General features: G+C 44.7%; 13 protein-coding genes. 4 read left to right on the top strand and 9 right to left on the bottom strand.

The window, feature by feature from the left end:
- Positions 1–181 precede the first annotated feature (181 nt).
- Both D8S93_RS10920 and D8S93_RS10915 read left to right on the top strand, forming a co-directional pair.
- Positions 182–1,363 (top strand): MFS transporter, encoded by a 1,182-nt coding sequence (locus D8S93_RS10920; RefSeq protein ID WP_005394895.1) that lies wholly within the window; start codon positions 182–184, stop codon positions 1,361–1,363.
- A gap of 201 nt (positions 1,364–1,564) precedes the next feature.
- Positions 1,565–1,846, top strand: a complete 282-nt coding sequence (locus tag D8S93_RS10915; RefSeq protein ID WP_005394897.1) for a YrhK family protein — start codon at positions 1,565–1,567, stop codon at positions 1,844–1,846.
- A gap of 122 nt (positions 1,847–1,968) precedes the next feature.
- Here D8S93_RS10915 and D8S93_RS10910 read toward each other — a convergent pair whose 3' ends face one another.
- From D8S93_RS10910 to deoD, 9 genes are all read right to left on the bottom strand, one after another.
- Complete coding sequence (locus tag D8S93_RS10910) at positions 1,969–2,808, bottom strand: energy-coupling factor transporter transmembrane component T family protein (RefSeq protein WP_152813157.1); 840 nt, start codon at positions 2,806–2,808, stop codon at positions 1,969–1,971.
- Positions 2,805–4,544 (bottom strand): ABC transporter ATP-binding protein, encoded by a 1,740-nt coding sequence (locus tag D8S93_RS10905; RefSeq protein ID WP_152813155.1) that lies wholly within the window; start codon positions 4,542–4,544, stop codon positions 2,805–2,807. Before D8S93_RS10905 ends, D8S93_RS10910 begins: the two co-directional genes overlap by 4 nt.
- Positions 4,545–4,550: 6 nt before the next feature.
- Positions 4,551–5,099 carry an ECF-type riboflavin transporter substrate-binding protein gene (locus D8S93_RS10900; protein WP_005375133.1) on the bottom strand — a complete coding sequence of 183 codons (549 nt, stop codon included), beginning with the start codon at positions 5,097–5,099 and terminating at the stop codon, positions 4,551–4,553.
- Between the two features lie 337 nt (positions 5,100–5,436).
- On the bottom strand, positions 5,437–6,567 hold the full coding sequence (locus D8S93_RS10895) for an HlyD family secretion protein (protein WP_152813153.1): 1,131 nt from the start codon (positions 6,565–6,567) through the stop codon (positions 5,437–5,439).
- Complete coding sequence (locus tag D8S93_RS10890) at positions 6,567–6,947, bottom strand: DUF3302 domain-containing protein (protein ID WP_006741936.1); 381 nt, start codon at positions 6,945–6,947, stop codon at positions 6,567–6,569. The genes D8S93_RS10895 and D8S93_RS10890 overlap by 1 nt, the downstream gene beginning before the upstream one ends.
- A 243-nt stretch (positions 6,948–7,190) precedes the next feature.
- Complete coding sequence (locus D8S93_RS10885; RefSeq protein ID WP_006741935.1) at positions 7,191–8,774, bottom strand: diguanylate cyclase; 1,584 nt, start codon at positions 8,772–8,774, stop codon at positions 7,191–7,193.
- Positions 8,758–10,242, bottom strand: a complete 1,485-nt coding sequence (locus tag D8S93_RS10880; protein ID WP_152813151.1) for a tetratricopeptide repeat protein — start codon at positions 10,240–10,242, stop codon at positions 8,758–8,760. Before D8S93_RS10880 ends, D8S93_RS10885 begins: the two co-directional genes overlap by 17 nt.
- Positions 10,243–10,402: 160 nt before the next feature.
- The gene (locus tag D8S93_RS10875; protein WP_319802983.1) at positions 10,403–11,872 is read right to left on the bottom strand and encodes a lactate dehydrogenase; all 1,470 of its coding nucleotides are present in this window, start codon (positions 11,870–11,872) and stop codon (positions 10,403–10,405) included.
- Between the two features lie 71 nt (positions 11,873–11,943).
- Entirely contained in the window at positions 11,944–12,654 is a 711-nt protein-coding gene (gene deoD / locus D8S93_RS10870; protein ID WP_005394915.1) for a purine-nucleoside phosphorylase, read from the bottom strand.
- Between the two features lie 397 nt (positions 12,655–13,051).
- Between deoD and D8S93_RS10865 the strand changes: the two genes are divergently transcribed.
- Positions 13,052–14,002 (top strand): YbgA family protein, encoded by a 951-nt coding sequence (locus D8S93_RS10865; RefSeq protein WP_046875782.1) that lies wholly within the window; start codon positions 13,052–13,054, stop codon positions 14,000–14,002.
- On the top strand, positions 13,992–14,795 hold the full coding sequence (locus tag D8S93_RS10860; protein WP_047009571.1) for a MerR family transcriptional regulator: 804 nt from the start codon (positions 13,992–13,994) through the stop codon (positions 14,793–14,795). Before D8S93_RS10865 ends, D8S93_RS10860 begins: the two co-directional genes overlap by 11 nt.
- The last annotated feature ends 7 nt before the right edge of the window (positions 14,796–14,802 follow it).

Raw genomic sequence — 14,802 nt, 5'->3', positions numbered from 1 at the left:
TTTCTACCTATTTCTCTCGATATTTCAACATCGCGCTTAGCCAAGGAATTGAGTGCGATGTTTATCTTCATAACAATATCCCTATGCCATATCTGCTTGGTTTGGGCTGAAAATAATAATGATATTGCGAATTTGTTACATTTGAAGCTATGATGATGCCTTCATATTTAAAGGAAACATCATGACTACCTCATCGCAAGGCTGGAGAACGCCGCAAAATTTCCTCCTGTTAATTTCCATTATCGTGCCCATTGCTTTTTCTACCTGGATGGCGTTGTTGAACAACTTTGTTATCGAGAAAGCGAACTTTGATGGCGCTGATATCGGTTTACTTCAAAGTGTTAGGGAAGTACCTGGCTTTCTCGCTTTCACCGCGGTATTCGTTTTACTTTTTATCCGTGAACAACGCTTTATGCTCGTCTCTTTGGCGATGCTTACGCTTGGTACGGCATTAACAGGTTATTTTCCCACTTTGTACGGTCTACTTTTTACCACCTTGTTAATGTCCACCGGTTTCCACTACTTTGAAACACTAAAGCAGTCTTTGTCTTTACAATGGCTATCGAAAGAAGAAGCCCCGGAAATGCTGGGTAAATTTATTTCTGTTGGGGCTTTGGCTTCTCTGTTTACCTACGGTGCGATTTGGGTTTCGCTCGAACAGCTCAAACTTGATTTTAAAACGGTCTACTTAATGGCTGGTGGCCTAGGTTTTGTGCTTATTTTGGTGATGGCATTCGCTTTCCCTCAATTTAAAACAAAAGTGCCTCAAAACAAGAAGCTCATTCTGCGTAAACGTTACTGGTTGTACTACGCGCTCACGTTTATGAGTGGTGCTCGCCGTCAGATTTTCACGGTTTTCGCTGGCTTCTTGATGGTAGAGAAGTTTGGCTACTCTGCCGCAGACATTACCTTGCTGTTTTTGATCAACTATGTCTTTAACTTCTTGTTTGCGAAGCGAATCGGCCGCTTCATCGGCGTTGTTGGTGAGCGTAAAGCGCTGATGTTTGAGTACGTCGGTTTGATCTTCGTATTCGTCGGTTATGGTTTGGTGCAAACCGCGGAGTGGGCTGCTGCATTGTATGTTGTCGACCATTTGTTCTTCGCGCTAGCGCTTGCTATCAAAACCTACTTCCAAAAAATTGCTGATCCTGCCGATATGGCGTCGACCGCTGGAGTTGCGTTTACTATTAACCATATTGCGGCGGTTGTGATACCCGTTACGTTTGGTGTGATTTGGCTGGTTTCTCCTGCTAGCGTATTTTACATCGGTGCAGGTATGGCGGCTGTGAGCTTACTGCTGTCACTCAATATTCCAGCGAAGCCAGAAGAGGGCAATGAGACCCGCTTATTAAAGTGGAGCTAAGTTGGTACTTACTATCTAGTAATAGAATTTAATTACTGTTAATAGCTTCATTGAATTGGGTGCTTAGGCACCCCTTTCTTTATCCTCATGTTGTTTCTTCTATGGTTGTACATATCTATTGGGTCCGTTAGGGTTTTATACCTAAGTATGTTGACATTGCTCGGGTACAACATGAGTCGAAACGCTAAGGAGGGTTTTACAGTGCAGGTACATGGCAGGGAGTTGGATTTAGATCTAGGAAACCGTCACGTCGTTATTCAACGTCGCTATGAGGCGTTAGGTGCTGCCAACGATCTGCTCATAGCTATTTGGTTTTTAATTGGTAGCTTTTTCTTTTTGAATGATTCGTTGATTGAAAGCGGGACTTGGCTGTTCATCGTAGGCAGCGCGCAGTTGATCATTAAGCCCCTGATAAAACTGATGAGTTTAGTTCATGTTGGTCGCTTAAATAAGCAACTTTCTGGCACATCAACGAGCCGCTGAGATTACACGCCTATTTTGAACCTGCAAGCAAGAGGCTAATGAGCGGGTTATCGAGGGGAAAGAGGGAAACATAACGTGGTCACAACACTAACCACGTTATGTTCAGTTTGAAGCTTCAGAATTTAAAACGGATACCAGAACAGTTGTGTGTCCATAACACGCTTGCTGATCGCAGCAATCACTATCACCGCAATCCCTGCCATGTAGATCATATCGGCTTTGGTAAGTGGTTTTAGGCTGTACCAAGTGCGAGATGAGTGACGGCCAAAACCACGTAGCGTCATCGCGTTTGAGATTTGGTCTGCTCTGTCCAAACTAGAGAAAATCAGAGGGCCAAGAATCTTCGCCACGTTCTTCATACGAGTGAATAACGGAGCCTTCTTACTCAGTTCTACTCCGCGTGCTTGTTGCGCGTGCATGATGTTAACAAAGTCCTTTTTCACTTCCGGCAAGTAGCGCAGCGTTAAGCTCACGGCATAGGCGATTTTGTAAGGCACACCCAAGCGGTTCAAGCTGGCTGAAAACTCCGTCGGGTGAGTGGTAAATACAAACACTAACGCGATTGGGAACATGCTGAAGTATTTCAACGTCACTGTTACTAGGTAAAACAACGTCTCTTGAGTGAGCGAGTAATTACCGGGTAACGAGAGTAAAACCGTTGATGAGCCCATGAACTCAGTACCTTGTTGCGGTGCTAACGCGAACATAAATAGGGCATTGATCAGCAATACCGTGCCTGTACCGAGTAAAAGTGGTTTGTAGACATGAAATGGCACTTTGGTCATTTTCAATAAGCCCAAACCAAGCACGATCAACAGTGCAATGATTCGCAAGTCAAACGTGGTCAACACCACCGTTACCCAAGCAATGAAAAGCAAGAACTTAGTAATGCCATTCAACTTATGAAGTGGCGATTGGGTATCGATGTAGTTGATACCAAACTTCATCTTATTGTTTTTCATGCCACCGCTTTCTCTGGTTGGTTTACTTCGCTGCTTTTTTGTTGGCGGTGCGCTTTTTCTACATTGATAAAATGCTGCATAAAGCCATTGGTGTCTTCGATGCCAACTTTCGTAGCCAACTCAAACAGACTTGTTGTGGTGAGGTTCGCTTGGTCTAGTAGCTCTGGACTGCTGAATACCTGCGTCATTGGTGCATCCGCGACTAATTTACTGTCTGCAATCACGATAGAGCGCGTGGTGTATTCCAGCACTAAATGCATGTCGTGGGAGATGATCATCACGGTTACGCCCAACTCGCGATTGAGCTTTTCGATGAAACTCAGCATAGACGTGTAGTTCCGGTAGTCCTGACCTGCCGTCGGTTCATCAAGGATCAGAAGCTCTGGTTCCAAGACCAAAATTGACGCAATGGTCACGCGCTTTTTCTGGCCGTAGCTCAATGCTTCGATTGGCCAGTGACGGTATTTGCTCAAACCGCACAGCTCAAGGACTTCAAGTACTTTAGCTTCGATTTGTTTCTCTTCAATGCCACGATTACGGAGGCCGAAGGCCACTTCGTCGAAAATCATGTGATGGGAAATCATGTGATTCGGGTTTTGCATCACCACGCCCACTTTCTGGCTGCGCTCGAAGATGGTCAGTTCGTTAAGATCTTGACCATTCATGCTCATTGAGCCGCTATCCGCTTCAATAACGCCCATAATCAGTTTGGTGATGGTCGATTTACCCGAGCCATTTTTGCCAAGTACAGAGACAAACTCGCCACGCTTGATGTCAAAACTCACGTCTTCTAACGCGTTTTTCTCACCGTCGTAAGAATAGGTGAGGCCACAGACTTCAAGCAAAGTCTCGGCTGGCGTTTTAGGTCGTTGTGCTGTTGAACCATCAAACCATGCTTGTACTGCTGGTTTATATTGCTCTAACGGTAAGGTAGTTAAGCTAGAAGGTTTTGCATCGCCCTCAATCGCGCAGCCTGCTTCTTTCAGAGCCGAAATATAAAGCGGTTCGCGGATGCCGTAATCTTCTAGCAGAGGCGACGCTAAAATTTCATCTGGCGTTGTATCGGCAATGATTTCGCCGCTTTCCATCAAGATAATACGGTCAATTGAGCGATGCAGAACGTCCTCAAGACGATGCTCAATGATTACGATGGTTTTGCCTGTTTCGCGGTGTAGCTCATCGATGATCTCGATGGTTTTTTTACCCGTTTTAGGGTCAAGCGCAGCTAGTGGTTCATCAAACAAAAGAATATCGACGTCATCGACGAGAATGCCCGCCAAAGAAACACGCTGTTTCTGCCCGCCAGATAAATCGTGGGGAGAGCGATCTAACATCTGTTCCAAGTCGACCATTTTGGCCGTAGCTTTGACCAATGGGTACATGTCGATGTTAGAAGTTAGCTGGTTTTCCAACGCAAATGCGATGTCTTCGCCAATGCTCAAACCCACGAATTGGCTGTCCGTATCTTGCAGTACGGTGCCAACTTGCTCGGTGTATTGGTGCATGTCGAAAGGGGCGGTGTCTTGACCATTGATGGTCAATGTTCCACTGGTTTCCCCTTTGATTGCGTGTGGGATCAGTCCGTTAAGACATTGCCCAAGGGTAGATTTACCACTACCACTTGGACCGATAATGACGATTTTCTCTCCTTTCTCTATCCTTAGATTGATATTTTTTAGCGTCGGTTTGTCCAGCGACTCATATCTAAAAGAGAAGTTAGAAAATTCGATTGTCATTCGACATTAAGCCTCTGTTAAGTTACGGCTTTGCTTGTTACGTTTAGCGACAGACTTAAGAATGAAGAAGCCAACAATAGCAATAAGAATAGTGTTACCGATCGCGATAATTGAAAGCTGGGTAAACACTTTAGTGAACGGTTCTGCGTATAAAATCGTGTCGAGGAATGCAGAGCAACCGTAACCAAATACGTTGCCTAATAGCGCAAGTACTACGAATAACGCGAAGTCTTTCATATTGAAATCGCCTTTCTCTAAACGGTAGCGCGTTAGAGAAGGGAATAGACCGATAATCAAACCAACAATACCTGAACCAAGTACCCAAGTGAGCCATACGCCCCAACCTGCGAATAGGTCAGTGACCCAGTGGCCAATAAAACCAACCAAAAAGCCAACAAGTGGGCCAAATAGTACTGAGAACAATGCTAATACTGCCATGGCTGGTTTTAGCGTTGTGTTTGCAAACACAGGGATGCCAAACATAGGTAAGCCACCGATGCCGTAAAGAGCAGCACCGATTGCAATAACCACAACGGTTTTAGCAGAAAGATTCATAGATAACCTCAGTTCAATGGTCGATTTTAAAGAACGTTCATTTATATTGTTGGAAAGCATTGGTTATTTGATTGTGTAACATATATACAAAACAACCAAGTTGCTTATTGTTTGCTCTATTTTTCTTCAGGAAATGTGTGATTTGATTCACGTATCCCTTTGACTGGCTTTGTTTTTTAGCAAGCATTAAAAATAAGGCGCGCATTATACAGAATATTGATAAAAGTGGGAATGCTATCTGTCTGGATGGCCAGAATGAAATCGGAGGCTGATTGTCAGCCCCCGATTACACTTTCTGATACTATTTTCATCGATAAATGAATGAGCTAGCTGTTCATTAATGGTCTAGGTACAAATAGTTCTGCCAGCTCTTCATGCGAATCAGCACTTTGCGCATCACTGACACGTGAGTAAAGCTGTCTGAGTAAACGGCGACTTCAACCGCGGTACCCATTGGTAGGTGGTATTCGCTCAAATCGTCCGTGATTTTCAGCTTCGCAAATACACGTCCGCTTGTGCGCAGGGCATCGGTACCAAGCAGAGCACCTCTGGCTTGAATTTGGCTTTCACCAATAGCTGGAATCACGTCGATGACTTCGCCACGGAATACCTTGCCCGGTATCGCACGGAACATAAACTCCGCTTCAAAGCCTGCCTCCAAACGTTGTAGCGAGTTTTGTCTGAACGCCGCGGTGTACGTAATGTCTTCGGTATGCACGAAGGTCATTGCAGGGGCAAGCGGCAACGGCACAGCCATCACACCAGGGCGCAAAGCCAATTGCGTAACGTAACCATCGGTTGGCGCACGAACGACGGTTTGCTCAAGGTTGAACTCTGCTTTACGTAGCTCAGCGAGTAGTTGCGCGACTTGGGTATTCTCACCGCCGATTTCCGACTCTAATGCGATCTGTGCTTGCTCTTGCTGCAAAATGGCGACGTCTAGCATGGCTTCTGCCGCTTTGTACGCTTGGCGTCGAGTATCTAAATCTTGTTCCGTAAACGCGCCGCGATCAAAGCCCCTTTGATATCGGCTAAATTCTCTTTGTGCTTTATCTCTATCGGCTTGCGCTTTCAAAACCGCCGCTTCTGCTTCTCTCAAGTCAGACTCTAAACCCAACGCACCTTGGCTTGCTTCTTTCACTTTCGCTTCAAGGCGTGCGACTTCTGCTTCAAAAGGCACAGGGTCGATTTTGAAAAGAATATCGCCGGTTTTGAGCGGTTGGTTCGCTTGAACGGGCACTTCCACAACGCGGCCACGTACACCAGAGACGATAGGCGTGGTTGGGAATACTTGGTTACCTAACTGAGTAAATGGGTGGTTGTAGTTCATAAGAAGGACGAGTGTGCCCACCAACACTACGCCGCCAAGTACGGCTGTAGGTACGGTCCATTTGTTCAAAGGAATATTAAAGACTTTAAAAATGGCGATACAAAGGGCTGTATAAGTCAGAATCAGCAATAAATCCATTATTCGTCCTCTTTACTTTGTTCAGTCAAAGGCCTTTGCTGAATCTTTTGTTGTTTCAACATCGATACTTCGTTTTTGAGTTCGTTGACTTCGTCGATGAGCTCTTCAAGACGGTGATGAATGTCGTGCGTTTCTTGCTCAAGTTGTTTGAAGCCCCAGCCTCGCTCCTTGCGCCACAATGTTGCCCATATCCATAAAAATGGCCACAGTGCATGTAAAGTGAAAAGGCTAACCCAGCCTGCGTAATGAATTGCGTCTTGATGAGGGTGTTCGCGTTCTTTAGCAATTTCATACGGAATATCATGAATAACGATAATCCCGTAGAAGATCACCAAAGCAACGAAGATGAGTAACCCAAGTGCAAAATAGTCTAGAAACATCTTACCTGCCTGTGCTTGTTACCTAATGGAAAATCTTACGTAAATGAACAGTTTAAGTATTTGTCTTAACTATCGTTCAATCAAGTTATTTTGTACTTGAATTATGTTTATGCGATATCCGTATCGATTGCTATTCGGGGACAATAAGAAGTGAAGGCGACTATATTCAAACTAAGTAGTACTAAAGGAAGGAATAGAGAATAAAAGCCACGGTTATGCCCCAAGTGAAGGTTGGGGCATGGTTTAAAGTTCGGTACAGACTTGGTTTCGGCCATTGGCTTTGGCGCGGTACAAGGCTTTGTCGGCGCGGTAGAAGGTACGTTGGGTATTCTCTCCTTCTCGATGTAAGGTAATCCCGATCGATACGGTCAACCCCCGCTCGCCAAGAATATCGTCCCAACCATATTGATAAATGCGTTCGCGGTAATTCTCGGCATGCATTTCTGCCCGTTCTAGATTGCTATTCTCTAGAATGACAAGAAACTCTTCACCGCCAAAGCGAACGCAAGAAGCGCCTTTAAACTTGAAGTATCCTGCTAATTCTTGAGACACACGTTTAATCGCTTTGTCTCCAACAAGGTGACTGAGCTCGTCATTGATGGACTTAAAATGGTCAATATCGATGACCATCAACGCAAATTCAGTATCGTGCAAAAGCAGGTCTTTGAGTTTGACTTCTAACCAGCGCCGGTTGTGCAAAGAGGTCAGCGGGTCAGTAAAGACATCTTGCTGTAGTTGGGCGACCGTATTCTTATGTTGTTTGGTGGTTTCCTTGAGCTCTTTGTTTTCAAGTTCTGACAAAATGAGTTTGAGCTGTAGCTCAAAACGAGAAAGTCGACGTAATTGAGTAGAACCCAATTCACCAATTGGAATGTGTTTGACAAGGTCAGATTCAATGCGAAACGCTTTTTTTTCACAGTTTAATGCTTTCTGAAATAACCCTTGAGAAGCGTAAACTTGACTCATTGCGTTGTAAAAATGCTGAGCGACAAGAGGAGACGAGTGTTTCTGAATTCGTTTACCGATAGAGTCCAGTACTAAGTTGGCTAAAGAGATGTGTCCGACACCGTTTAGACAATATGCGGTCTCGATTTTGACCATTGTGGACAACCAGTACGTGGTAGCACTGCCCGTCGTATACTGAACATTCGAGATAGCAAGCAATGCGTTAGGGTAATCCTCTTGCAAACGATGCAGTTTGGCTCGGTAGAGATGAATTTGCGCAGCAAGGTTTTTATCACTGACGAGGATACTTAGCTCTTCACACTCACTCAATAATTCTTGTGCATCTGCGGTACGGTTCAAACTGATGTAACAGGCAAGCATGTAAAGTTTGTAGCGCAGACGTAGGGAGCGACTGCTAATGGCGTGATCGATCGCATCGATTTTTTGGTAATAACGCAAAGCACGATGGTGATCCCCATAGGCATCGCACAAATTGCCCATTCCAATAATAGCCAGTACGTACTCATCAATATAGCCATATTCGACGGCGATATTCGTTGCAGCAACATATTCGGTTAATGCCGCGTTGTAGTCACCTACTTCTACTAAACGATCACTCAAGCTTGCTTTTACAGACAGAATATCTTCTACATCGTCGGGTAAAACGAGCAACTCAAGGGCTTGTCGTAGTTCTTCGATGCTGTCGTTGAGCTGTTTGATTTCTCGTCGATACTCGGCACTAATGATATAGCAATGTGCTTTTTCTCGGTTCGTGGATGCAATATGTAACCCGATGTGCTCCCACAGCGTAATCGCTTCTTCACCAGAGACGGAAGAAGGATCGATGCCTGCGTCAGTCACCTTGCTAAGCAGTTGTTCCATGCTTCATTACCTCAATATAGCTTTCTTCGAGTTGCTCTAAAGTGAATGGGAAGGTCAGGATATCTTGCAAATACAGTATCGGTTTGGGACCTTTTAGCCCGCGACGTTTCCATGGATAGATGTCTAACATTGCCTGAACCGTGCGATAGACATCTTCTGCTGCTTGACCTTTCTCTGCAATTAACATAGCTAGTCTGTCACTGGAAATTCGTGAGATGAGATCATTTGAGGTCGTCAATGCATGAACTAGCTCAGTACAAACATCGAGAAATTCGGGGTTTGCATGCTGAATCATAATGATCGCGTGGTTGGAGCGTTTGAGCTCTGTTTTAAACAGAACTAACTGTTCCCACCAGTAGGTCTCGGACACAACATTAGAAAACTGTTTTTCAGGGTCATATTCATGTTGGGAACGGATACGATTAATCAGCTTACGCGCTCGTTGCTCTAGCTGGCGTTTGGAGCCGCGTGCTTTATCCATACTGACTCGATGAGTCTGTTCTTTGAGCATTTTAAGTGCATGTTTACGGTATTTTTTAAACGCGTTAAACGCTGATTCAAAATCACCTTGCTCTTCAGCGACTCGAGATTGCTGAAAGCAGATCTGACTTAGTAGCTCGCCGTTGTCAAAACTAAGCGCGGACTCTTCTGCTGCGAGTAGTAACTTTGCTGCACTATCCGTATTTTTGCGTAAGAGTTCGAGCCTTGCGCGGCTAATAAACGAGTGTGCCTTCATCCAAATGAGATCATGTTCAATAGCGAGTTTATGGGCCTTTTGTGTGGCTTCTTCTGCGGCATCAAGGCGTTCTAGCCCAAGTAGCGCTAAGCCTTTAAAGTCCCAGATCTCTGCTTGCCATGTGCTGTCATCATGATCTTTTAGTACTTCGGTTGCACCATCCAGCACAGTGAGCATTTCGACAAATTTATTCAGTAAGTAATAGTCCCAAGCCAACAGGATACGAGCTTTGCCTTCCAACCAAGCAATACGGACGTTGTTTGCCACTTTAACGGCCAACTCATGAGTGGAAGCGGCAAGTTGATGCTCATTTGTGATACGCCATACGTTGCCAAGCCCAATTAGAGATTCGATTTGAATTTCAATATCATCAACGAGGGCAGATTGTTCGAGTGCATTAATCCAATATTGTTGGGCTGAGTAATACTTTGCTTGTCCCCAATATTGAAGAGCAAACAAATGAAGAATTTCGGGCAGGTGGTCGTCGGTTTCAAGTTGGGTTTGCTTGCTGTAGGCGTCTTTGACTAGCTTTAAGCCTTGTCGGTAATCCATTAGGCACCAACAGCACTGCGCCATTATCAGCAATGCTCTGATTTCACCATCCACAAATAAAATTTGCTCCGCGCGGATACGGTATTGCTGCGCAACACTGAAGGTGTGTTCAGGGGCCGTTTTTATTTGGCCTTTAAGCTTTTTGAGCTCATCTTCTAGCTGAATTTGGTTTTTATCCAACGTTCACATCCATGACTATCGAACTGGAATTCACACCTAATATTAAGTGGTTAGATGCATGTTTTATTACCAAAACGATGCGGATAACGCTTTGGTAAACGATTAGGTGCCGTAATGTATACTGTCACAGCCCCTAATTACTACATCTAAATGCCAATAGTTACGATAGGAGCTGTTTGATGGTCAAAGGAGCATCAGTGACTTCTAGCCTTTGTGCGGCGGTAAGACCCTGCTTATCCTGATAGCACAAATTATGCCAAGCTCTGAATATATCTAAAAGAGGTAAAATTCCAGCAGGTCGTAATTTGCGACGTGGCTCGTTAATGAAGCTTTCGAAAAGGATCTGGAAGCGATTTTGATAGAACTGCACATGGCGAGTTGTTGCAACGTTAAACCATTTCTCGGGCTCATTTCTATCACCAGCAAGGTAGCAAATGCCTTTGTGGCTTTCGTCTTGAGTGGAGATCGCCCAGCGATCTCGCCACCAGCTCATATAGGCGATATCGACCTTGCCAAAAGGTGTGCTCATGTCCCAATTTGCGTCTTCTTCTACGTACATCAAGTCGACATTTTTCTCTTTAATTCGAGACAAACAAACGCTCAGTGCTGCCGAACGTAGTAGGGGGTCTTGAGGCATATATAGAGATACACGTTTGTTGGGGCAACACATATCAAGTACATGCAGGTAATGAGCGTATGATGTGTAAGGCGGACGAACTAATGCCCCTTTAGATGGGTAATGGAATACAGAAAGATTACCAAGAGGATCTTCCACGTTACCGCGAGCCAAAATGGTTTGGTATTTTTGGTCAATACGCTCACGCAGGAGGTTCGAAGGTTCCGCTGGCGGTTCACTTGCTTCCGCTGTGTACTCTTGGGAAACAAAACGAGAGACCTCGTCGTACGGGTTATGGTCTAGCGTGGCGATTGGCTCTTCATCAGCAGAATAGTTCACATGTTGACAAAGAATATAGCCTGAGTGCGCTTCACCAGAAACAATCCAGTAGACACCATTATTGCTGTTTGGCTGCAATGCAATATAATTTGAGGCCAATTCATAGTGCGTTGCGTGGTTTACCCAACGAGCATCAATAGTGGCTAATTTACGGCGACAGCGACTCGCAATATGATCAACATGGTCGTAAAAGGTTTTCGGGTTGATACTGAGTTTTCGGCAGATCTCGCGCACAGAGTAACCAGTAAACAATAAGCCCATTAAATTCTCTTGGAATTGTAGCTTCTTGTTCGCGCCTGACCATTTATCAACAAAGGTACTTTGACACGCTTTACAACGGTAACGTTGACGATCGCCGCTGTAACCGAAAGCGTGGTAGAGGTGTTTATGTGTGTGGACGGATAGTCCAAAGTTCTCGCAATCATCATTGCGGCACGCAGGCAACCCGTCACTGTGGACGTGTCGCAGGCGATGAAGTTCGTTCACGACATCGCGATTGTTAAGTAAGGGGGGGAAAGCTCCACATTCACGGCATACCATCGCCGGACGTTTAGGGTTAGCATGTTGCAGAACGTAACGCTTTGCATCACTCAATCCAAAGTTGTCACACGCCAATGTTTTACAAAAGTTGAGTTGTAACCCATCTGCGTCTTTTGGCAGTTCGCCGTTAGACACAATCGCCCCCTCGGGATAATTCGGGCAGCCAGCAATAACTCTGGCTGCAAATTATTACTTACTACTTGTTCTTAGATGTTGATTGCGGTTTCTAGCGCAACTTTCATCATGTCGTTGAACGACTTTTGACGCTCTTCTGAGCTTAGTTTTTCGCCACGGATGATGTGGTCAGAAACCGTTAGGATAGTTAACGCCTTCGCACCTAGGTCTGCAGCAACACCGTAGATACCAGCCGCTTCCATGTCTACACCTAGGATGCCTAGTTTTTCCATCTTCTCGAAGATGTCAGCTTCTGGTGTGTAGAACAGGTCTGCAGAGAATACATTACCAACTTTCACTGGTACTTGTTGAGCACGTGCTTGGTTTACCGCTTCTTCTAGAAGGCCGTAGTCAGCGATTGCAGCGAAGTCGTGGTTGTTGAAACGGATACGGTTTACTTTAGAGTCTGTAGAAGCACCCATACCGATAACAACGTCCATTAGGTTAACGTCGTCACGTACCGCACCACAACTACCTACACGGATTACGTTTTTCACGCCGTATTCTGCGATTAGCTCGTGTACGTAGATACAGCAAGAAGGGATACCCATGCCGTGACCCATAACAGACACTTTTTTGCCTTTGTAAGTGCCAGTAAAGCCGAACATGTTACGAACGTCACAAACTTGCTTCACATCTTCAAGAAACGTTTCTGCGATGTATTTAGCACGTAAAGGGTCGCCTGGCATTAGAACCGTTTCAGCGAAATCACCTGGTTGTGCATTGATGTGTGGGGTTGCCATAAGTGCTCTCCAAAGTTTTGTTTTGATAAAACGCCTCTAGTATAGAACGCTATTACCAATTCTGTTGAACTTGTTCGTTTTCGTTGAAGCAATAATATCGGGACGTACAGTGCCCCCTTGAGAGCTTAGTCACAAAAACCACGCTTTTAGAAACCATGAACATCATTGATAACTAAATCTGTTGAAAGCAAAAGAGCAATCGATTCGCTTTTGAGCGATTTGTCGATTGCGCGCACAAAATGGACATTGAGAACATAAAAAACTTTTGAGAAAGCGCTGATCGAAATGCTCTTGAGAAAAGTAAAACGATTAAATTGTACAATTTATTTTCTTGTACAATCTGAAAAGCCTTGCTATAAGTTATACAACAAAACATTTTGTATAGGGATGCGTCATCATGGAATCTTCAATCAAAGTAGGTATCAGTTCTTGTGTTTTGGGTGAAAGGGTTCGTTTTGACTCTGGTCATAAAGTCAGTAACTTTGTGACTAAAGAGCTCAGCCCATATTTTGACTTTGTTTCGGTATGTCCCGAAGTGGGCGTCGGAATGCCAGTGCCGCGACCAACAATTCGTTTGATTTCCGAAGAAGAGCGTGTGGCGCTGGTAGAAACTAAAAATCCAGAAAATGACCATACCGATAATATGCTTGCTTACTCTGCTAACAAAGTGGAGGAGCTACAAAGCGAGCAACTTTGTGGTTACATCGTCTGTGCCAAGTCTCCAACTTGCGGTATGGAGCGCGTCAAGGTTTATAGCAAAAATAACGCAGCGAAAGAAGGCGTCGGCTTGTACACACAAACGCTGATGAAAAAAATGCCTTGGTTGCCCGTCGAGGAGGATGGCCGACTCAACGATCCTGTATTAAAAGAAAACTTTATTACCCGAGTATTTTGCCTAAACGACTTTTATGACTCGATGGACGGAGAGCCAACTCGAGGCAAAATTATCGATTTTCATTCGCGCTATAAGTTGACCTTGATGGCGCATCACCCTGAGTCATACCGTTCTCTTGGTCGTTTAGTTGCCGATGTCGCTAGCTATGAAATCGAAGAATTCTATCAAGAGTATCGCTTAGGTCTTATGAAGGCACTTGCGAATCGTGCTAGCCGAAAAAACAACACTAACGTACTAATGCATTTACAAGGGTATTTTAAGCGCGCTTTAACTAAAGACGAAAAAGAAGAATTAGCAACAGTAATTCATGACTACCGCACTGGTACATTGCCATTATTAGCACCGTTGACATTGATTAAGCACTACTTAAACACTTACCCAGATGAGTATTTAGCAAAACAGAAGTTTTTAGAACCGTATCCGCAGGAGATGAGATTACGCTATGGTTTGTAGTTCAGAAGAAAAACTATACGCGATCCGAGATGTCGCAGAAATCACGGGTGTGAAACCAGTTACGCTAAGAGCTTGGCAGAGAAGATACAATTTGATCCAGCCTCAGCGAACAGAAAAAGGGCACAGACTTTATCGACAGCAAGATCTCGATACGATTCGTGAAGTCCAGAGTTGGCTCGCGAAGGGGATTGCCATCGGTAAAGTAAAGGGACTTTTGGGAAAAAGTGCTGACGTAGAAGTCAACAATGAAGTTCGTACTCTCGAAGAAGTAGAAACCATGTTATCAGCACTTTCGAAACTGAATCGAGGCAAAGCGGAGAGCTTGCTTGCATCTGTTCTCAAAGAGTATCCATTGAACTTGGTTATTGAACAATTTATTGACCCTGTATTTGACGCGCTGGAGATGGTCAAAGGATCGCTGAGATCGTTGCAGATGGGGTTATTTCAAACTTGTTTGATCACTCGTCTTGCCCTTGTTATCGACTCTGAAAACAAAGCCGCTTCCAAAGGGAAGTGCTTGCTTATCAGCTTTGAACAACATAGGGAAGCAGAGAGCTGGATTCAAGCGGCGAAGTTGTGTGAGCAAGGGTATCACACGACGTTGATCGACAAAGTTGATGATGTCTCTGGTTTACTGGAGCACGAAGTTGTTGATAGCTACTCGCTCATTTACCTGTTTTCCAATAAAGCGCTGGCAGCTAAGCAAGTGGAGTCCATCAAAATGCTTCAAACACGTTTTGGAGAACGTATTGGATGTTCTGAAGTGATTGAGAAACTGCACCTAACAGAGTAGACGAAAC

The organism is Vibrio sp. VGrn 2 (genome assembly GCF_009361695.1).
Taxonomy (GTDB): Bacteria; Pseudomonadota; Gammaproteobacteria; order Enterobacterales; family Vibrionaceae; genus Vibrio; species Vibrio diabolicus.
Note: the sequence above shows the minus strand (reverse complement) of the source record. Positions and strands in the feature narration are given on the sequence as shown.